This window comes from Curtobacterium sp. MCLR17_039 (assembly GCF_003234745.1).
Taxonomy (GTDB): Bacteria; Actinomycetota; Actinomycetes; order Actinomycetales; family Microbacteriaceae; genus Curtobacterium; species Curtobacterium flaccumfaciens.
Genome location: NZ_QKTF01000004.1, coordinates 318,986 through 337,319 on the forward strand (window position 1 = coordinate 318,986; position 18,334 = coordinate 337,319).

Consider the following 18,334-nt stretch of genomic DNA (forward strand, 5'->3'; position numbering starts at 1 on the left):
GGCGCTACGGGGTCGGCGTGGCCCCCACCGTGCCGTCCGGCGGCGGCAGGATGTCCGCTGCGATCCACGGGAACACCCACTGGAACAGCACGAACACGATCGCCGCGAGCAGGACCAGCAGCTCGAGCACCTTCAGGACGGTGGGGCCGGGCAGCAGCCGCCAGACCAGGGGGAAGATCACTTGGCGGTCTCCGAGAGTTCCTTCGGGGTGCCCTCGGACGCGGGCATCCAGTAGTCGAGCTTCGCGTGCGTCACGTACCGCTCCGCCGCCGACCACATCGGGTGGCAGGCGGTCAGCGTGAGCCAGCGGTCCTGGGCGGTCGGTTCGACGCCGGGCTTGTTCGGCACCGGCGCGATCGTCTCGATCTTGTCGGGCGTGACGATCTGGCTGTCGGTGACCTTGTAGACGTACCAGACGTCGAACTTCGTCTTCGCGTCGGTGACCCGGACCACGACCGAGTCGCCCTTCTGCAGTTCCGCGATCTGATTGAGGGGCTTGCCGTAGGTGACCCGGTGTCCGGCGACGGCGAAGTTGCCGGGGGCGCCGGGCATCGCGGTGCCCTGGTAGTGCCCGAGCCCGATGGTGTTGAGGACCTTCTCACGATCCGTGCCCTCGCCGATCGGCCGGTTGTAGTCGTTGCCGAACCGGGGGATCTGCATCGTCCCGAACACGTCCGACAGCGCCGGCGGTTCGTCCAGCACGGGTGCGGTGCCGCGGTGCTCGGTGCCCTCGACCTTCGGGGTCTTGACCTGGTCGAGGCCCTGCACGAGCTTCGTCTGCTCGTTCACGGCGACCACGTCGGTCCACCATGCCGTCCACACCACGTACAGGCCGGTGCCGGCACCCGCGATGATGAGCAACTCGGCGATGAGCGAGACGATCGCGCCGCCGACCGTCTGGCGTCTGCGCGGGGAACGCCGGGACCGCGAGCCGGCTTCGTCGTCCCGTGCGCTGCGGCGCGACGGGATGGTGTCGTGTGCGGTCACGGGGCTCCTGATCGGCTGGGTGGTCGGACAGGTCTATCAGATCACGACGACAGGCCGGTGACGACGTTCTCCCCACCCCCGTTAACGTGGGGGCATGGAGTACCGGATCCGCCCCTTCCGCACCGAGGACACCGACGCGGTCGTCGCCCTGTGGGAATCCTGCGGGCTCGTCCGACCCTGGAACGACCCCCGACGTGACATCGCCCGCAAGCTGACGGTCCAGCCCGAGCTCTTCCTGGTCGCCGAGCCGGACGCCACCGACGGTGACGACACCGACACCGACACCGACACCGACACCCACACCGACACCGCCACCGCCGAAGCCGGCGTGGTCGCCGCGGGCATGGCCGGCTTCGACGGGCACCGCGGCTGGGTGAACTACCTCGCCGTGCGCCCCGACCTGCAGGGCTCCGGCCTCGGTCGCACCCTGATGGCCGAGTTCGAGCGGCTCCTGACCGACCTCGGTTGCCCGAAGCTCAACCTGCAGGTGCGTGCGGGCAACGAGCAGGTGCTCGGGTTCTACGCGTCCCTCGGCTACACCGACGACCGCACGGTCTCGCTCGGGAAGCGCCTCATCCCCGACGCCTGACCGCGCGCTACGCCAACGCCAGCGCCACCGACGCGACGAACGCCAGCACGATGCCGATCCACTGCTGCGCGGTCAACCGCTCCCGCAGCACCACCCCGGCCAGCACCACCGTGCCGATCGGGTAGAGCGCGTTGAGCACACTCACGACGGGCAGGGTCGCCGGATCGTCGCTGCTGTGCAGTCCCGCCTGGATGAACACGTTCGCCATCGCGTCGAAGACGCCGCACACGGCCACGGTGACCAGCAGCCGCGGACCCCATGCGCGACCCGACCGAGGATCGCGGACGGCGGCAGCCCTGACGGGGCGGGCCGACGTCGGGGCGGACACCGGGCCTCCCGTCCGGAGCACGACGACGATCGCCGCCGCACCCAGCAGCACCGCCTGCAGCACCCGCGCGACCACGAGGGGTGCGGCGCCCGAGTCGGACGGCGTCATGTCGTAGGCCAGCACGATCCCGCCGAAGCCGCACCCGGCGACGGCGGCCGCGACCACGCCCCGGGCGGTGAGCCGTGCGCCCGAGGCGTCCCGGACCACCGCGACCAGGACCACCGCGACGACCGCGACCACGAGCGCGCCGGTGGCCACGGGTGACAGCACCGTGCCACGGAACACCGCGACGAGTACCGGCACGACGGCCGCGAAGACGGCGGTGACGGGGGAGAGCACGCTCATCGGGCCGATCGCGAGTGCCGCGTAGAGCAGCAGCACCCCGATGCCGCCCGAGAGGCCGGCAACCGCACCCCAGACCGCGGCCGGCCACGAGAACACGCCGCCGAGGACCACCAGTCCGACGAGCAGCGGCACGATCCCGATCGCGGCGGCCACCGCCGTGACGACGACCGGGCGGACCCGGCGCGAGGCGAGTCCGCCCAGGAAGTCGGCGAACCCGTAGACGATCGCGCCGGACAGGCCGAACAGGACGGTGAGCACGGCTCCCATCCTGCCCGGCCCGGTACCCTGCGGTGCGTGAGTGTTCCCTACCAGCGCCTGCCCCGGATCGACGCGCGCTGGAGGTGGTGGCGGCCGCTCGTCGCCCTCGCGTTCCTGGCGGGGTGGTACCTCGTGTCGCAGGTGCTGATCACCGTCGCCTACTTCATCCCGGTCGCCGCGGTCGGGGGTGCGTCCGGGCTCTACGGCCTGCTGGATGACCTGCAGAGCGGTGCTCTGGACCCGACCGATCCGTTGACCCTCTCGCTGACCCTGGTGTCGCTCGTGGTCCTGCTGCCGGGGGTCCTGCTCGCCGTGAAGATCGCGCGGATCGGACCGGCCGGCATCCTGTCGTCGACGCGGTTCCGGGTCCGGTGGGCCTGGACAGCGTGGTGCCTGCTGCCGACGCTCGTCATCGCCGCGGTCATGTTCGTCGTCCAGACCGGCCTGTTCTGGGACGGGGGGATGATCACGACCGACGGCGGCTTCGCCTGGAACCACGACGCGATCGGCCAGTCGACGGTCTCCCTCGGCACCCTCACCCTGACGATCGCCCTCGTCGTCCTGCTCGTCCCGTTCCAGGGCGCGGCCGAGGAGTACATCTTCCGCGGCTTCCTGATGCAGACCGTCGCGTCGTGGATCCCGCGTCGCGTCGGCACGGTCATCGCCGTGGCGGTCTCGACGGTCGTCTTCGCGGTGCTGCACATCCCGAACGGCTACAACGTCTGGGGCATCCTCGACGTCGGCTCGTTCGGCCTGATCGCGGCGATCATCGTCCTCCGGACCGGCGGGCTCGAGGCCACGGTCCTGCAGCACGCCTTCAACAACATCATGATCTTCGTGCTGCAGGCGCCCGGCTGGTCGAAGGTCGACCTGACCTCGTCCGACGCGAACGGCACCTGGCAGGGGACCCTCGTCACCCTCGTCACGTCGCTCGCGTTCTGGGGCATGGTCGAGTTCCTGGCGTCGTGGCGGGGGCTGGACCGCCGCTTCGCCGGGCACGAGGCACCCCGGTTCCGGGGTGTGACCCCGGCCTGGGCGGGCGGCGTCCGCTGGATCCGGCCTGGAGGCACAGGCTGGGCGACCACGCCGGCCCGCGCCGACGACGTGGCCGGTTCCGACCACCGTGCCGACTCCGGCACGGACGGTGCTGTGGACAGTGCGGTGGGTGTCGCCGGTCGCCCGTAGGCTCGTGGCATGAGCACCACGCCCGCGCCCGCTGCCGTGCCTGCTCCCGCTGCCGTGTCCGCACCCCGTGCCGCTGCGCTCGACGTGCTGCACCGCGTGTGGGGCTACGACGACTTCCGCGGTGAGCAGGCGGCCATCATCGACCAGGTGGTGGCCGGTGGTGACGCCCTGGTGCTCATGCCGACCGGTGGTGGCAAGTCCCTCTGCTACCAGGTGCCCTCGCTCGTCCGCGACGGCGTCGGGGTCGTGGTGTCGCCGCTCATCGCCCTCATGCAGGACCAGGTCGACGCCCTGGCGGCGAACGGCGTCCGGGCCGCGTTCCTCAACTCCACGCAGGGCCCCGACGAACGGTCACGGGTCGAGCGTGCGGTCGTGCAGGGCGAGGTCGACATGCTCTACCTCGCGCCCGAGCGGCTCCGGCTCGAGTCCACCCGAGCGCTCCTCGACCGGGCGCGCGTCTCGCTGTTCGCCATCGACGAGGCACACTGCGTCGCCCAGTGGGGGCACGACTTCCGCCCGGACTACCTGGAGCTGAGCGTCCTGCACGAGCGGTGGCCGACGGTGCCGCGCATCGCCCTCACCGCCACCGCGACGCCGCAGACCCACCGCGAGATCTCCGCCCGGCTCGGCCTCGACGACGCCGCGCACTTCGTCGCCGACTTCGACCGGCCGAACATCCAGTACCGCATCGAACCGAAGACCGGCGCGCTGCAGCAGCTGCTCACCTTCATCCGCACGGAGCACAGCGGCGATGCCGGCATCGTGTACTGCCTGTCCCGCAACTCCGTCGAGCGCACCGCCACCGCCCTGGCCGAGCAGGGGATCAACGCCCTGCCGTACCACGCAGGACTCGACGCCCGGGTGCGTGCCCGCAACCAGTCGACGTTCCTGCGCGAGGACGGCGTCGTCATGGTGGCGACCATCGCGTTCGGCATGGGCATCGACAAGCCCGACGTCCGGTTCGTGGCGCACCTCGACCTGCCGAAGTCGGTCGAGGGCTACTACCAGGAGACCGGCCGTGCGGGTCGTGACGGGCTGCCGGCCACCGCGTGGCTCGCGTACGGCCTGAACGACGTCGTGCAGCAGCGGCGGATGATCGACCAGTCCGAGGGCGACGCCGCACACCGGCGGCAGCTCAGCGCCCACCTCGACGCCATGCTCAGCCTGTGCGAGACGATCGAGTGCCGCCGGGTGCGGCTGCTCGCGTACTTCGGGCAGGAGAGCACGGCGTGCGGCAACTGCGACACCTGCATCGCGCCGCCGGAGTCGTGGGACGGCACCGTCCCCGCGCAGAAGCTGCTGTCCACCGTCGTGCGGCTCGAGCGTGAGCGCCGCCAGCGGTACGGCGTCTCGCACCTCGTCGACATCCTGATCGGCAAGCGGTCGCCCCGCGTGCAGGAACTCCAGCACGACACCCTGGCGACCTTCGGCATCGGTGCCGACCTGTCCGAGGGCGAGTGGCGCGCGGTCGCACGACAGGTGCTGGCCCAGGGCTACGCGGCGGTGTCGGGCGACGGCTTCGGCACGGTCGTCCTCAGTCCCACGAGCGCCGAGGTCCTGACCGGCAAGGTGCAGGTGCGGATGCGTCGCGACCCGGTCAAGGCGCCGCGGGCCGGCCGCAGCAGTCGACGAACGGTCGTCACCGACATGCCGCAGGAAGCCGTCGGCCTGTTCGAGGCCCTGCGTGCCTGGCGTGCTGCCGAGGCCCGCGAGCAGGGCGTCCCCGCGTACGTGGTGTTCAACGACGCGACGCTCCGGGGCATCTCCGCCGTCCGCCCGGCCGACGTCGACCAGCTCGGCGAGATCTCCGGCGTCGGCGCAGCGAAGCTCGAGCGGTACGGGCGAGCGGTCCTCGACGTCGTCGCCGCTGCCGACTGACGCCCGGCCACCACTGCATGCCGTTCCGGGCATGTGCCCTCCGCGCGCCTCATTACACTCGGTAGCTCGTCACCACGAGGAGGTCCGGTGTCCGGTTCGACGAAGTTCGCCACCGTGCTCAGTCGCGCGGTGGTGACCCCGCTCGCCCGGTTGCTGTGGCGGCCGAAGATCATCGGTCGTCGGAACGTCCCGAAGCGTGGCCCGGTGATCCTCGCGAGCAACCACCGATCCTTCATCGACTCGCCCGCGATCACGCTCATGGCGCCGCGCAAGGTGTCGTTCCTGGCGAAGCAGGAGTACTTCACGGGTTCGGGTCTCAAGGGAGCCGTCTCGCGGGCGTTCTTCGGTGGCATCGGCGCCATCGGGGTCGAGCGTGGCGCGGGTGCGGCGGCCCAGCAGGCCCTCGACCTCGGGCTGGCACGCCTGCAGGAGGGCGAGGCGTTCGCGATCTACCCGGAGGGCACGCGCTCGCTCGACGGCCGGATCTACAAGGGCCGAACTGGAGTGGCGTGGCTGGCGTTGACGAGCGGTGCCCCCGTGGTGCCCGTCGCGCTCACCGGCACCGAGGACGTGCAGCCGGTCGGGTCCCGGCTGCCGAAGCTCGCCCGCGTGACGATCGAGTTCGGGCAGCCGATCGACCTGTCGTCCTTCGGCGAGGCGTCGTCCGGTCGTGCTCGGCGCCACGCGACCGATGCGGTGATGGCGGCGATCCAGGAGCTCAGCGGCCAGGAGCCGGCGAACGCCTACAACAACCCGCCCGCGACGATCGTGGAACGGGTCCGTCGTGCGCTGCAGCCGGACGACCCGACCGCGGCCGCCGTCGACCCGGACTGATCGCTGCGACTGTCCGGTCACTATTGCACATCTGAAATATCGATGGTTGAATGGCGGACGTGCCGCTCGGCACGCCGCCATCGCCGGTCGCCCGAGAACGACCAGCCACGACATCCAGATCGGACCGTCCGCAGCATGTCCTCCACCCCGCTCTTCGACTCCATCGCCCAGCGTCGCGATCAGGCCGACGCTCCACACTCCACCGTGCACTCCACCCCGTCGCCGGCGCTCGCCGTCGTGACCCCGGTGCCGACCTCGCCGATGTCCGCGCCCGTCCGCCCGGGTGACTCCACGCTGGTCCCGGCCGCCCTCGTCGCCGCGATCGACGAGATCCCGGTGCGGGTGGCATCGGCCCTCGTGACCGAGGTCACGATCCGTCCCGAGCACCTCGTCCTGGTCGAGACCGTCGCCGACGCGATCACCCGAGCGGTCGTCGACGCCGTCGTGTGCGAGCTCGACCGGATCGCCCGTGACGGCGTCGTCCGCGTCTGACCGGGCCGGTCACCGCAAGATGACGACCCTCGATGACGGTCTGCCCCGGCGCCCGCGCGGTGCCGAGCGCCGTACGGCCGACCGACCGACCGAGCCCCCGCTGCGCCGTGCACGGCACGCTGCACAGCCCGGGCCCCTCCGAGCCGCCGGGGTGGCGGTGCCCCCTCCCGCCACCCCGGCTTCCACCCGGCCCGCGCAGTCCGCACGGCCGACCCGGTCCACGCTGGCCGCGCGGCCGACCCGGCCCACGCAGGCCGCCGCTCCCGCGCGCCGCCGCCTCGCGTCGTTCCGGATCCCCGCCCGGCGGACACTGCCCGCCGCGGCGGTGACCGCCGTCACGTGCCTGTTCGTCGCGGTCGGCTCCCCGCAGACCGCCGTCGCCGCTCCGACCACTCCGGAATCCACGTCGGCATCGGCCGGCATGCAGCACTTCGTCGCCGACGGTTCGACCGGGCCGACCGCCGGCCGCGACGACTTCTCGGTGGGTCGTGCCGCGGCAGCCCTCCGGGTCCCCGGTGGCTCGGGCCCGACCGGTGGAGCCGTCCGCCCCACGGTCGGTGCGGTCCCCGACGCCGGTGGCTTCGGCTCCCGCTGGGTCGTCGGCTGCGCGGCCTGCTCGTCGAACCACCAGGGGGTCGACTTCGCCGCGGCCATCGGGACCCCGGTCGTCGCCGCGCTGCCCGGCCGGGTCGTCTCGGCGGGTGTGCTCGGTGGCTACGGCAACCAGGTCCTCCTGCAGCACGCCGACGGCACCGCGACCCGGTACGGGCACCTGTCGGCGATCGACGTCCGCCCCGGCCAGGTCCTCCGCGCGGGGGAGCGCCTCGGGGCCGTCGGCAACACGGGCGTCTCGACCGGCGCCCACCTGCACTTCGAGGTCATCGTGGCCGGCACACCGATCGACCCGGCCGCCTGGCTGCAGGCTCGCGGCCTCCTCTGACGGCGGCGGGCGTAGCGTCGGGACGGTCGCGGCACGGAGTCGCGCCAGGACGGAGACGCACGTGCGAGTGACGGTGTTGGGGACGGGCGCGATGGGCGCCGGCGTGGCTGGATCACTGCTCCGCGACGGCCACCAGGTGACGGTCTGGAACCGGAGTGCCGACAAGGCCGCACCCCTGGGGGACCGCGGCGCAACGGTGGCGAGTGACCAGGGCAGTGCCGTCGAGCACGCCGAGGTCGTCCTGCTCACCCTGTTCGACACCGATGCGGTCGTCGACGTCCTCGAGCAGGCCGCTGGTGACGCCCCGACCGACGCCGTGTGGGTGCAGGCCTCGACGATCGGGGTCGACGGCACCGCGACGGTCGTGCAACTGGCCGAGAAGTACGGCATCACCCTGGTCGAGGCCATGATGCTCGGCACGAAGGCCCCCGCCGAACAGGGCAAGCTCACGATGCTCGCAGCAGGCCCCGCGGACCTGCTCGACCGTGTCGACCCCGTGCTCGACGCGATCGGCGCGAAGACCGTCCGTGCCGGCGACCACGTCGGCGACGGCACCGCACTCAAGCTCGCCGCCAACGCCTGGATCGCGTCGATCACCGCGGCGACCGGGCAGTCCCTGGCCCTGGCGGCGGCACTCGGGCTCGACCCCGCGCTGTTCCTGCAGGCCATCGAGGGCAGCGCGAGCGACTCCGCCTACGCCCACACCAAGGGTGCCGCGATGATCGCCCACGAGTTCCCCGCCCAGTTCGCACTCGACGGGCTGCGGAAGGACATCGGACTCATCACCGATGCCGCCCGGACCGCCGGGGTGTCCACCACGCTGCTCGAGGCACTCGGGCGCGTCTACGCCGATGCCAGCGCAGCCGGGCACGGGGGCGACGACATCGCCGCGGTCGGCACCGCGTTCTGACGCACACGCACACGCACGGATGGCCGACCGGTCAGCCCCGACGGAACAACCGCCGCAGGCGCTTCGTGAGCCGCCCCACGGCCTCGTCGTTCATGGTGTTGGCGAGGTCGAACGCCTCACGAGCCGGATCGGACCCGGCCTGGATGCGTCGGAGTGCTGCGTCGGCACGGGCCCGCGAGTCGAGCTCGGCGAACGGCATGTCGTCCTCGGGGTGGTGCTCGCCGCGAGGGTCCATGCGGTCCAGGTTACGCGCGACGGAGGTGGTCCGACCCGCCGTCGAGCTCGTCCACGACGCGGACCATCTCGTCCAGGAAGTCCACGACGACGGCCATCTCGTTGCTCGGCAGGTGCTCGGTGACCTCGAGCGCGCGGGCGTCGAGCTCCTCGATGACCCGGAGCGCGTGCCGCATCGAGGTGCCGGTGGCGGTGAGGATCACGCCGCGGCGGTCGTTCGGGTCGGCGTGCCGTTCGACGTGACCGCTGCGGACGAGCCGGTCGACGAGCGCCGACGTCGACGCCGCCGTGATCTCGAGCCGCTCGGCGAGGTCCTTCGCGTTGACGGTGCGGCCGTCGTGCTCGGCGTCGATCAGGAACCGGAGCGCCAGCAGTGCGTTCTCGCCGATCCCCAGTGCCTCGCGCGCTCGGCGCTGGGCGGCGCTCTCGGCCGTTCGGTACCGCCGCAGGGCGTTGAGGACGTCCACGGCGGAGACCGCGGAGTCCTCGTACCAGTACCCCGCGGTGCTGGTCACCACCTCGGACGTCATGCCCCCAATGCTAGACGCTCTAGTTAGATTGTCTAGCGAGCGCGGAGACGGGACACCTGCAACACCCGTGACGCGGTTCTGTAACACCCCGGCAACGCCGGCTCGTTAGGTTCTGGACATGCAGGAGCAGCCGTGCTGAGCCGCCTCGCGGGGAACGTCTTCCACGTGGGGAGCGCGGTGGAGCGCACCGACGTCGTCGCACGGTTGCTCGACGTCTACGTCGCCCGCCGCGAACCAGGCACCCTCGACGACGACCGGCTCGTGTCCACCGAGCTCCGCAGCGTCATCGGGACCACCGGCCCCGCGAACGACCCGGACCGCGCCGCCACCGTCGACGCCCTCGCGCTCGACCGGCACGAACCCGCGTCCATCGCCGCCGCGGTCGCCGTCGCCCGCGACCACGCACGCCGTGCCCGCGAGGTCGTCTCGAGCGAGCTCTGGGACTGCCTCGACGTCACGCGGTCGCGGATGCCCCGGAAGATCGCCCCAGACCGTGCGCACGAGTTCCTCGGCTGGGTGCGGGAGCGCAGTGCCCTCGCCATCGGGGTGGTCGAGGGCGACGCCAGCCGTGACGAGGTGTGGGAGTTCTTCACCCTCGGGCGATCACTCACCCGCTGCGCCTCCACTGCACGGCTGCTGGCGTCGCGGCTGCTCGAGCCGGACGCCGTCACCTCGTGGACGGCGGCGCTCCGGGCGTGCGGCGCGGGCGAGGCCTTCCTGCGCGGACGCGACCACCCACCGGTGCCGTCCGCCGCCGCCGCCTTCCTGCTCCTCGACGCCCACAGCCCGCGGTCGTTGCGCTTCACCGTGCACCGCGCAGCCGAGTGCCTGGCCGACGTCGCCCCGTCCTGCATCGCGGACGAGGTCGCCGGGTTCGACGAGGTCCGTGCCCTGCTCGACGGCATCCCCGAGGAGTCGGCGCTCGCGGTGGCGGGTGACGTCGGGCAACGGCTGGCGGTGGCTGCCGACCGCGTCGCCGCGGCCCTCGACGAGCGCGTCTTCGCGTCGTCCGCTCCCGTCCTCTGAGCCGACCGGGGGCGTGTGGCGGAAGGCGGCTGGTCCGCGCGTCGTGACCACGGCCGTGGGCCCGGGTGGCGTGGGACGGGAGACCCGTGGCGGCGCCGGTGCGGGCCTCCCGTCCGGCGGTCGGTGGGTCACGGCCGTCGGCCGACGGGCAGGGTGCCCCGCCGGTCCGTCAGACGGCGCTGGAGCGGTCGGCGAGCGCCTCGTCGCGTTCCAGCTCGCGGCGGAGCGCCGCGCGTGAGCCGACCACCGGCACGGCGTGCGTGATCGCCAGGTGCAGCCGCGAGTCGGCGTCGTAGCGCAGCCGGACCCGCTGGTACCGGACGAGCCAGACGAGCGCGATCGCGAGTGCGACGAAGCCCGAGGCCGCGCCGACGACGATCGCCCAGCGCGGGCCGAAGGCGTCGGCGACGGCACCGACGAGCGGGGCGCCGATGGGGGTGCCGCCCGCGAAGATCGCCATGTAGAGCGCCATCACGCGACCGCGCATCGCGGGCTTCGTCGTGGTCTGCACCAGGGCGTTCGCCGTGGTCATGAAGGTCAGGGACGCGAGCCCGACGAACACCAGCACGATCGCGAAGGTCCAGTACGTCGGAGCGAGGGCCGCGGCCGTGCACGCGAGCCCGAACCCGCCGGCGGCGAGGACGAGGGTGCGCATCCGCGGCTTGTCCCGGCGGGCGGACAGCAGCGCGCCGAGCACCGAGCCGATCGCCATCACCGAGTTGAGCAGCCCGAACTCGCCGGCGCCCTGGTGGAACTCGACCCGCGCCATCGTCGAGGTGAAGATCGGGAAGTTCACGCCGAACGTGCCGACGACGAAGATCATGCAGAGCACGACGACGATGTCCGGTCGGGTGCGGACGTACCGGAAGCCGGCGACGATCTGCCCCTTGCCGCGGCCCGCCCGGACCCGTTCGGCGAGCTGGGCGGGGTCGACGAACCGGAGTGCGAGCAGGACGGCCAGGAACGACCCGGCGTTGATGACGAACACCCATCCGGAGCCGATCGCCGCGATGAGCACACCGGCGACCGCGGGGCCGATCAGGCGTGCGGCGTTGAACGACGCGGAGTTCAGGGCGACGGCGTTCGAGACGTCCTCGCCCTGCACGACGTCGGAGACGAAGGCCTGCCGGATCGGGGCGTCGAACGCGGCGACGACGCCGAGTGCCAGGGCGAAGCCGTACAGCGCGAGCAGGGTGGCGGTGTGCGTGAGGACCATGACGCCGAGTCCCAGCCCGAGCAGTCCCATCAGGCCCTGGGTGAGCATGAGCATCTTCCGGCGGTCGAACCGGTCGGCGGCGAGCCCGGTGAGCGGCAGGAGCAGCAGCTGGGGGCCGAACTGCAGGGCCATCGTGATGCCCACCGCGACGGCGTTGTTGTCCGAGAGCTGGGTCAGCACGATCCAGTCCTGGGCGGTGCGCTGCATCCACGTGCCGACGTTCGACACCAGGGCCCCGGCGAACCAGATGCGGTAGTTGCGTCCGGCGAGGGAGCGGAACATGGCGGTCACTGCTGGGCCAGCCTCCTCATGATCTCGGTGGCGTCGGCGAGGGTGCTCCGCTCGTCGGCGGTGAGTGCTGCGAGTCGCGGGGAGAGCCAGCCGTCGCGGCGGCGTCGGGTCTCCTCGACGAAGGCGGCTCCGGCGGGTGTCGCACCGAGCAGCACCTTGCGGCGGTCGTCGCCGTGCCCGCACTTGGACACCAGGCCCCGCTCCACCAGCACCGCGACGGTCTTCGTCATCGACGGCGGGGTGACGCCGTCCTGTCGGCTCAGGTCGGCCAGGGTCATGGCGCCGTCGCGGTGCAGTCGGGCGAGGGCGGAGAACTGCGCGTCCGTGACGCTCGAGTCGGCCTTCTGGGCTCGGAGTGTGCGGGACAGCCGGTTCACCGCGATGCGGAGGTCGGTGGCGTCGGTCATCGGTCGTTAGCCTAGCTCATTAGTTCAGCGAACGAACTGGATTTCGGGTGTACCGTGCTCTTAGACAACATGTGTTGCCGAGAGAGAAGGAGAACATGTCCGAGTTCGAGGGCAAGGTCGCCGTCGTCACCGGTGGTGGCAGCGGCATCGGCGAGTCCGTCGCGAAGGAGCTCGCAGCGGCGGGCGCCACGGTGGTCGTCGCCGACATCAACCTGGCGGGCGCCGAGCGCGTCGCCGCGTCGATCGCGGAGGCCGGTGGCACCGCTCGCGCGTTCGAGGCGAACTCCGCGGTCGCCGCGGACAACGAGCGCATGGTGCAGTTCGCGGTCGACACGTTCGGCGCGCTGCACCTCGCCGTGAACAACGCCGGCATCGGCGCAGCACCGCAGCCGATCGGCGAGTACGACATCGCCGCCTGGGACCGCGTCCGTGCGGTCGACCTGGACGGCGTCTTCTACGGGCTGCGCTACGAGATCCCCGCGATGGTGGCTGCCGGCGGTGGCGCGATCGTGAACATGGCGTCGGTGCTCGGTACGGTCGGCATGGCGCAGAACGCGGCCTACGTCGCCTCGAAGCACGCGCTCGCCGGACTGACCAAGGTCGCCGCGCTCGAGTACTCGTCGCAGGGCGTCCGCACGAACGCCGTGGGCCCCGGCTTCATCGACACCCCGCTGCTCCGCAAGTCGCTCTCGCCCGAGGCGATCGCGGCACTCGAGGACGAGCACGCCTCGAAGCGGCTCGGCACCGACGCCGAGGTCGCCGCGCTCGTGCTGTTCCTGCTGAGCGACAAGGCCTCGTTCATCACGGGCAGCTACCACCTGGTGGACGGCGGCTACTCCGCCCACTGACGCCTCGGCGTACCTGGTGGTTCCGGGCGTGCCTGGTCGAAACGGGCGTACCTGGTCGATTCTTTCGACCAGGTACGCCCGTTTCCGCTTTCCAGCGCGGGTGCGATGGGAAGGAACGTCGGACGGGAGGCCCGCCCAGCGTGCGCCGGTCGGCTCGCGGTGGGCGGGCCTCCCGTCCTTCAGTGCCGCGCGTCCGTCAGGATCGCGTCGTGCGGGAGCAGCGCGTGCACGCCCCACGTGCGGTTCGCGACCTGCGTGATGCGCATGCTCACCGCCACGCTCGCCATCGCGAGTGCCTCGGCGCGGCCGATCCCGTGCAGCCCGGCGATCCAGTCGACCATCCGATCGAGCGCCGTGGCCGTCGCGACGTTGAGATCGGCGTCGAAGCCGAAGGTGATGCGTCCGGCGGGGGTGTCGGCGTGCACACCCTCGACCGGGGCCCGGTCGAGGAGCGTCAGGGTCATCGTCGTGGTCATGCCGCACTCGACCGCCGTTCCGGAGACCTCGCCGTCGCCCTGGGCCGCGTGCCCGTCGCCGACGTGGAGCAGGGCGTCCGGCACCGTCACGGGCAGGTACAGGGTCGAGCCGGCGATCAGCTCGCGGCAGTCGACGTTGCCGCCGCCGACCGTGCGGGGCGGGATCGTCGAGTGCTCCCCGGTGGGCTCGGGTGGGACGCCGACGACGCCGAGGAACGGTGCCGTCCGCACCCCGAGGCCGAGCTGGTTCACGGCGACTCCGGCGGGCACGTCGATGTCCCAGAGCAGCGGGCCGCGCGACGCCGGATCGGTCAGGCCGAGTGCGCGGTTCACCGGGGAGTCGACCCCGCCCGAGGCCGTGTAGCCCCAGTCGTCGGGCACGAGGTCGTCGAAGTGCACCGCCAGGACCATCCCCGGACGTGCTCTCGCGACGGCGATCGGCCCGACCAGGCAGTGGCCCCGGCGCGGGTCGATCAGGGTCGGGGCGTCGAGACCCGGGCCCGGCTGGCGTTCCGTGTAGCCCGCGGCGCTCAGGGTTCGGACCGTCACCGTGTCGCCCGGTTCCACGGTCAGGACCGGCTGGCGTTCGGCAGTGAAGACGTCGACGGCGGAGTCGACCGTGGCGTCGAGGTGGTGGTGGGTGGTCACCCGTCGATCATCCCAGGCGGGTGTTCCGGGCGTGCCTGGTCGGAACGGGCGTACCTGGTCGGATCGGGCGTGCCTGGTCGGATCGGGCGTACCTGGTCGGAAGTTCTGACCAGGCACGCCCGATTCGACCAGGCATCGCGGGTGTTCTGGGAAGGAACGTCCTCAGTGGAACTGGGGGATCGTCAACCAGATGCCCGCCAGCACCGCGGCGATGCACAGCGCGAAGCACAACACGGCTCCCGCCAGTGCCGCCGGCGGGGTGTGCCCGGAGCGCGGGGTCTCGTCGGAGTACTGCGTGCGCTCGCCGCCCGCGTCGTCCGGCTGCCCCGTGCCGAGCAGTCGGAGGCCGAGCGTGTACACGAGCACCAGGCCCACGGCGGCCACGAAGCCGACGCCGGCGACCGTGCCGATCGCGGTGAAGTCGATGTCCATCGTCGTTCCCCTCAGTTCGTCGCGCCGGTCGGCTGCGGCTCGGCCTGCTCGGCCGGCCCGGACTCGGTGGTGATGTCCTCGTGCGAGATCGGCTTGCGCTTGGCGAGGACGTAGAAGGTGAGCCCGCCGGCCAGGGCGAGGACCGCGACGAGCACCAGCCCGAAGGCCGAGGTCGACGCGAGCCAGGTCGCGAGCGCTCCGACCACCGCAGCGGCGGGCAGCGTGATCACCCACGCGACGACGATGCGGCCGACGACCGACCAGTGCACGTCGGCGAGCTTCTTGCCGAGCCCCGAACCGACGACCGCGCCGCTCGTCACGTGGGTCGTCGAGAGCGCGAAGCCCAGGTGCGACGAGATGAGGATCGTCGCGGCGGAGCTCGTCTCGGCGGCGAAGCCCTGCGGCGACTGCACGTCGGAGATCTTCTTGCCGACGGTCTGCATGATCCGCCAGCCGCCCATGTACGTGCCGAGGCCGATCGCGAGCCCGCAGGCCAGGATCACCCAGAGCGCCGGACCGGTGCCGGCGGCCTGGTAGTTCGCGGCGATGAGGGTCAGCGTGATGACGCCCATCGTCTTCTGCGCGTCGTTCGTGCCGTGTGCGAGCGACACCAGCGACGCCGAGATCGTCTGCCCGTGCCGGAACCCCGTCGCCGCACCGTGCGTCGTCGCGTTCTTCGTGAGCACGTACGCCAGGTACGTCGCGACCAGGGCGATCACCCCGGCGATGACCGGGGAGAGCAGCGCCGGCAGCACGACCTTCGACACCACCGTCGCCCAGCTGATGGAGTTCAGACCGGCCCCGATGATCGAGGCGCCGATGAGCCCGCCGAAGAGCGCGTGCGTGGAGGACGACGGCAGCCCGAGGTACCAGGTCGCGAGGTTCCAGAGCACCGCGCCGACGAGCCCCGCGAAGATCATCGTGGGGGAGATGTGGATGCCGTCCTGCCCCTCACGGATGATGCCCTGCGAGACGGTCTTGGCGACCTCGGTGGACAGGAACGCGCCGACCACGTTGAGCACGGCGGAGATGAGCACGGCGGTCCGGGGCTTGAGAGCTCCCGTGGCGACCGACGTGGCCATGGCGTTCGCGGTGTCGTGGAAGCCGTTCGTGAAGTCGAACACGAGGGCCACGACGATCACCAGCGTGACGATGACGATGACGTCCATGCGCAGGACGCTAGGCCCGCCCGGAACCCCCTGCGTGAACGCCGGGTGAACAGGTCCGGGATGGAGCGCGTCTGCGAGGATGGCAGTGTCTGAAAGGATGCGAGTGTGCCCACCTTCTCCGCCGCTCGCGGCGACGCCTCGTTCACCGACGCCCACGGCGTCGAGATCGTCTACTCGACCTGGCGTGCGGCACGGCCGAAGGGTGTCGTGCAGATCGCGCACGGGGTCGGGGAGCACGGGCTCCGGTACGAACCGCTCGCGCAGGACCTGGTGCGCGCCGGCTACACCGTGCACGCGAACGACCACCGCGGGCACGGACGCACCGGCTTGACCCAGTGGGACGGCGACCACGCCAAGCTCGGGCGGCTCGGCCCCGGCGGGCTGCGCGCGGCGATCGCCGCGGTGGAGCAGATGAGCGCGGTCGCGCGGGCCGACGAACCCGGGCTGCCGCTCGTGCTGCTCGGGCACTCGTGGGGGTCGCTCATGGCGCAGCGGATCGTGAACACCTCGTCGGACCGCTACGACGGCGTCGTCCTGTCCGCGAGTGCCTACCGGCTGCCCGGCTGGATGAACAGCGGCGACCTCAACGCACGGCACGCGGGGTCGGGACCCACCAAGTACGAGTGGCTCACCCGCGACCGCACGATCATCGACGCGATGGCGCTCGACCCCCTGGCGGTCGAGGCCGACGTCATCGGGCTGTTCGGGCTCGCCGACACCCTCCGGCTGCTCGGGGTGCCGCGGCGGGGGATCCCGCACGACCTGCCGATGCTGCTGCAGGTCGGCTCGGACGACACCCTCGGGGGTCCGCGCTCGATCGAGCGTCTGGCGCAGGCGTACCGTCGACGCGGCCGGCTGTCCGACGTGACCGTGCAGGTGTACGAGGGCGCACGCCACGAGGTCTACAACGAGACGAACCGCGCAGAGGTCATCGGCGACCTGGTCGCGTGGCTCGACCGTGTGACCGCGCGCTGACGGCGCTCGCCGCGTCCTGCGACGCGACCGGTGACGGACGGGAGGCCCGTGGCGACGCCGCCACGGGCCTCCAGTCCGTCACCAGGCCGGCCCACTGCCGGGTAGTCGGCCGTCCGGAATAGGGTTGCGGCATGCACGGTGAGTACAAGGTCCCCGGAGGCAAGCTGGTCGTCGTCGACCTCGAGGTCGTCGACGGCACGATCCAGCAGTTCCGCCTGGCGGGTGACTTCTTCCTGGAACCCGACGACGCGCTGCCGCTCATCGACGCGGCCGTGAACGGGCTCCCCGCCACCACCGACGCCGCGGGCATCGCCGCAGCCGTGCGGGCGGCGCTGCCGACCGATGCGGTGCTGCTCGGCTTCACGCCCGAGTCCGTCGGCGTCGCGGTGCGCCGCGCGCTGTCGCGGGCCTCGACCTGGCGCGACCACGACTGGCAGATCGTGCACGAGGGGCCGATCAGCCCGAACGAGCACCTCGCGCTCGACCAGGTGCTGACCGAAGAGGTCGGTGCAGGCCGTCGCGGTCCCACGCTGCGCATCTGGGAGTGGGACCAGCCGGCCGTCGTGATCGGGTCGTTCCAATCGCTCAAGAACGAGGTCGACCCCGCCGGCGCCGAGAAGTACGGCGTGCAGGTGGTCCGACGCATCTCCGGCGGCGGTGCCATGTTCATGGACGCCGGCGCCGTGATCTCGTACTCGCTCTACGTGCCGTCCGACCTGGTGCAGGGCATGACCTTCGCCGACTCGTACGCGTTCCTCGACGAATGGGTGATCGAGGCGCTCAAGTCGCTCGGCATCGAGGCGTACTACCAGCCGCTCAACGACATCACCTCGACCAAGGGCAAGATCGGCGGTGCCGCCCAGAAGCGCCTCGGTACCGGTTCGCTGCTGCACCACGCCACCATGAGTTACGACATGGACGGCGAGAAGATGGTGCAGGTGCTGCGCATCGGGCGCGAGAAGATGAGCGACAAGGGCACCACCAGCGCCGCGAAGCGCGTCGACCCGCTCCGCTCGCAGACGGGGCTGTCCCGCGCCGAGATCATCGAGCGGCTGATCGGCACCTTCACCCGCCTGTACGGGGCGACCGAGGGGCACGTGACCGAGGCCGAGCGCGAGCGGGCGCAGGAGCTGGTGCGGACGAAGTTCGCGACGAAGGAGTGGCTCGAGCGGGTGCCGTGAGCCCTGTTCCGATCGACGGTGGACGCGACGGCCGGAGCTGAGGGGGGACGTCCCGGCCGCCGCTTCCTCGAGTGTGCGCCTCGACCTCATGAACCAGACGTGTGGATGATGAGAATCCCCCGCGCGGCTGATCCGCTCGCCGCGCAGCCCACGTA

21 protein-coding genes are annotated in these 18,334 nt (G+C 71.8%); 11 read left to right on the plus strand and 10 right to left on the minus strand.

Annotation, left to right across the window (positions count from 1 at the left end; translation table 11 throughout):
• Positions 1–4 precede the first annotated feature (4 nt).
• Together DEJ00_RS18470 and DEJ00_RS07075 are read right to left on the minus strand one after the other, a co-directional pair.
• Positions 5–181: a hypothetical protein gene (locus DEJ00_RS18470; protein ID WP_155896771.1), complete on the minus strand. Its 177-nt coding sequence runs from the start codon at positions 179–181 to the stop codon at positions 5–7.
• A complete protein-coding gene (locus DEJ00_RS07075) occupies positions 178–987 on the minus strand; it encodes a class E sortase (RefSeq protein ID WP_231495642.1) in 810 nt (269 codons plus the stop codon). Before DEJ00_RS07075 ends, DEJ00_RS18470 begins: the two co-directional genes overlap by 4 nt.
• 94 nt (positions 988–1,081) lie before the next feature.
• On the opposite strand from DEJ00_RS07075, the gene DEJ00_RS07080 reads away from it, so the two are divergent.
• The gene (locus tag DEJ00_RS07080) at positions 1,082–1,576 is read left to right on the plus strand and encodes a GNAT family N-acetyltransferase (RefSeq protein WP_111056856.1); all 495 of its coding nucleotides are present in this window, start codon (positions 1,082–1,084) and stop codon (positions 1,574–1,576) included.
• Positions 1,577–1,583: 7 nt separating this feature from the next.
• Here the strand turns inward: DEJ00_RS07080 and DEJ00_RS07085 are convergent, their stop codons facing one another.
• Positions 1,584–2,507, minus strand: a complete 924-nt coding sequence (locus tag DEJ00_RS07085; RefSeq protein ID WP_111056857.1) for an EamA family transporter — start codon at positions 2,505–2,507, stop codon at positions 1,584–1,586.
• 36 nt (positions 2,508–2,543) lie between these two features.
• Between DEJ00_RS07085 and DEJ00_RS07090 the strand changes: the two genes are divergently transcribed.
• From DEJ00_RS07090 to DEJ00_RS07115, 6 genes are all read left to right on the plus strand, one after another.
• A complete protein-coding gene (locus DEJ00_RS07090; RefSeq protein ID WP_111056858.1) occupies positions 2,544–3,692 on the plus strand; it encodes a CPBP family intramembrane glutamic endopeptidase in 1,149 nt (382 codons plus the stop codon).
• Positions 3,693–3,701: 9 nt separating this feature from the next.
• Positions 3,702–5,570, plus strand: coding sequence for a DNA helicase RecQ (gene recQ / locus DEJ00_RS07095; RefSeq protein WP_111056859.1), 1,869 nt, complete (start codon positions 3,702–3,704; stop codon positions 5,568–5,570).
• 87 nt (positions 5,571–5,657) lie between these two features.
• Complete coding sequence (locus DEJ00_RS07100) at positions 5,658–6,404, plus strand: 1-acyl-sn-glycerol-3-phosphate acyltransferase (protein ID WP_027465061.1); 747 nt, start codon at positions 5,658–5,660, stop codon at positions 6,402–6,404.
• Positions 6,405–6,539: 135 nt separating this feature from the next.
• The gene (locus tag DEJ00_RS07105) at positions 6,540–6,896 is read left to right on the plus strand and encodes a hypothetical protein (protein WP_071248283.1); all 357 of its coding nucleotides are present in this window, start codon (positions 6,540–6,542) and stop codon (positions 6,894–6,896) included.
• A 157-nt stretch (positions 6,897–7,053) separates the two neighbouring features.
• On the plus strand, positions 7,054–7,836 hold the full coding sequence (locus tag DEJ00_RS18475) for a M23 family metallopeptidase (protein WP_220038845.1): 783 nt from the start codon (positions 7,054–7,056) through the stop codon (positions 7,834–7,836).
• A gap of 73 nt (positions 7,837–7,909) precedes the next feature.
• Positions 7,910–8,746 carry an NAD(P)-dependent oxidoreductase gene (locus DEJ00_RS07115; RefSeq protein ID WP_258373579.1) on the plus strand — a complete coding sequence of 279 codons (837 nt, stop codon included), beginning with the start codon at positions 7,910–7,912 and terminating at the stop codon, positions 8,744–8,746.
• 31 nt (positions 8,747–8,777) lie between these two features.
• Here the strand turns inward: DEJ00_RS07115 and DEJ00_RS07120 are convergent, their stop codons facing one another.
• Both DEJ00_RS07120 and DEJ00_RS07125 read right to left on the minus strand, forming a co-directional pair.
• Positions 8,778–8,981, minus strand: a complete 204-nt coding sequence (locus tag DEJ00_RS07120; protein WP_027465064.1) for a hypothetical protein — start codon at positions 8,979–8,981, stop codon at positions 8,778–8,780.
• A gap of 10 nt (positions 8,982–8,991) precedes the next feature.
• The gene (locus DEJ00_RS07125) at positions 8,992–9,510 is read right to left on the minus strand and encodes a MarR family winged helix-turn-helix transcriptional regulator (protein WP_111056861.1); all 519 of its coding nucleotides are present in this window, start codon (positions 9,508–9,510) and stop codon (positions 8,992–8,994) included.
• Positions 9,511–9,642: 132 nt separating this feature from the next.
• On the opposite strand from DEJ00_RS07125, the gene DEJ00_RS07130 reads away from it, so the two are divergent.
• Positions 9,643–10,536, plus strand: a complete 894-nt coding sequence (locus DEJ00_RS07130; protein ID WP_111056862.1) for an alpha-E domain-containing protein — start codon at positions 9,643–9,645, stop codon at positions 10,534–10,536.
• 169 nt (positions 10,537–10,705) lie between these two features.
• On the opposite strand, the gene DEJ00_RS07135 is transcribed toward DEJ00_RS07130, so the two are convergent.
• The gene (locus DEJ00_RS07135; protein ID WP_375537590.1) at positions 10,706–12,034 is read right to left on the minus strand and encodes an MFS transporter; all 1,329 of its coding nucleotides are present in this window, start codon (positions 12,032–12,034) and stop codon (positions 10,706–10,708) included.
• 5 nt (positions 12,035–12,039) lie between these two features.
• Positions 12,040–12,450: a MarR family winged helix-turn-helix transcriptional regulator gene (locus DEJ00_RS07140; protein ID WP_071248270.1), complete on the minus strand. Its 411-nt coding sequence runs from the start codon at positions 12,448–12,450 to the stop codon at positions 12,040–12,042.
• Positions 12,451–12,545: 95 nt separating this feature from the next.
• On the opposite strand from DEJ00_RS07140, the gene DEJ00_RS07145 reads away from it, so the two are divergent.
• Positions 12,546–13,298, plus strand: a complete 753-nt coding sequence (locus DEJ00_RS07145) for an SDR family NAD(P)-dependent oxidoreductase (RefSeq protein ID WP_111056863.1) — start codon at positions 12,546–12,548, stop codon at positions 13,296–13,298.
• A gap of 179 nt (positions 13,299–13,477) precedes the next feature.
• Here the strand turns inward: DEJ00_RS07145 and DEJ00_RS07150 are convergent, their stop codons facing one another.
• The 3 genes from DEJ00_RS07150 to DEJ00_RS07160 all read right to left on the minus strand — a co-directional run bounded on the left by DEJ00_RS07150 (position 13,478) and on the right by DEJ00_RS07160 (position 16,023).
• The gene (locus DEJ00_RS07150) at positions 13,478–14,422 is read right to left on the minus strand and encodes an acetamidase/formamidase family protein (protein ID WP_111056864.1); all 945 of its coding nucleotides are present in this window, start codon (positions 14,420–14,422) and stop codon (positions 13,478–13,480) included.
• A 162-nt stretch (positions 14,423–14,584) separates the two neighbouring features.
• On the minus strand, positions 14,585–14,854 hold the full coding sequence (locus DEJ00_RS07155) for a hypothetical protein (RefSeq protein ID WP_071248265.1): 270 nt from the start codon (positions 14,852–14,854) through the stop codon (positions 14,585–14,587).
• 11 nt (positions 14,855–14,865) lie between these two features.
• Complete coding sequence (locus tag DEJ00_RS07160; RefSeq protein ID WP_027465071.1) at positions 14,866–16,023, minus strand: inorganic phosphate transporter; 1,158 nt, start codon at positions 16,021–16,023, stop codon at positions 14,866–14,868.
• Positions 16,024–16,128: 105 nt separating this feature from the next.
• Between DEJ00_RS07160 and DEJ00_RS07165 the strand changes: the two genes are divergently transcribed.
• Positions 16,129–16,998 (plus strand): alpha/beta hydrolase, encoded by an 870-nt coding sequence (locus DEJ00_RS07165; protein WP_027465072.1) that lies wholly within the window; start codon positions 16,129–16,131, stop codon positions 16,996–16,998.
• Between the two features lie 131 nt (positions 16,999–17,129).
• Positions 17,130–18,179 carry a biotin/lipoate A/B protein ligase family protein gene (locus DEJ00_RS07170; protein WP_027465073.1) on the plus strand — a complete coding sequence of 350 codons (1,050 nt, stop codon included), beginning with the start codon at positions 17,130–17,132 and terminating at the stop codon, positions 18,177–18,179.
• The last annotated feature ends 155 nt before the right edge of the window (positions 18,180–18,334 follow it).

What these genes read in the sequence shown, in the direction of transcription:
- DEJ00_RS07080 (WP_111056856.1), top strand. Translation starts at nt 1,082, where the DNA reads ATGGAGTACCGGATCCGCCCCTTCCGCACCGAGGACACCGACGCGGTC.
- recQ (WP_111056859.1), top strand. Translation starts at nt 3,702, where the DNA reads ATGAGCACCACGCCCGCGCCCGCTGCCGTGCCTGCTCCCGCTGCCGTG.
- DEJ00_RS07105 (WP_071248283.1), top strand. Translation starts at nt 6,540, where the DNA reads ATGTCCTCCACCCCGCTCTTCGACTCCATCGCCCAGCGTCGCGATCAG.
- DEJ00_RS07120 (WP_027465064.1), bottom strand. Translation starts at nt 8,981, where the DNA reads ATGGACCCTCGCGGCGAGCACCACCCCGAGGACGACATGCCGTTCGCC.
- DEJ00_RS07125 (WP_111056861.1), bottom strand. Translation starts at nt 9,510, where the DNA reads ATGACGTCCGAGGTGGTGACCAGCACCGCGGGGTACTGGTACGAGGAC.
- DEJ00_RS07135 (WP_375537590.1), bottom strand. Translation starts at nt 12,034, where the DNA reads ATGTTCCGCTCCCTCGCCGGACGCAACTACCGCATCTGGTTCGCCGGG.
- DEJ00_RS07140 (WP_071248270.1), bottom strand. Translation starts at nt 12,450, where the DNA reads ATGACCGACGCCACCGACCTCCGCATCGCGGTGAACCGGCTGTCCCGC.
- DEJ00_RS07145 (WP_111056863.1), top strand. Translation starts at nt 12,546, where the DNA reads ATGTCCGAGTTCGAGGGCAAGGTCGCCGTCGTCACCGGTGGTGGCAGC.
- DEJ00_RS07155 (WP_071248265.1), bottom strand. Translation starts at nt 14,854, where the DNA reads ATGGACATCGACTTCACCGCGATCGGCACGGTCGCCGGCGTCGGCTTC.
- DEJ00_RS07160 (WP_027465071.1), bottom strand. Translation starts at nt 16,023, where the DNA reads ATGGACGTCATCGTCATCGTCACGCTGGTGATCGTCGTGGCCCTCGTG.
- DEJ00_RS07170 (WP_027465073.1), top strand. Translation starts at nt 17,130, where the DNA reads ATGCACGGTGAGTACAAGGTCCCCGGAGGCAAGCTGGTCGTCGTCGAC.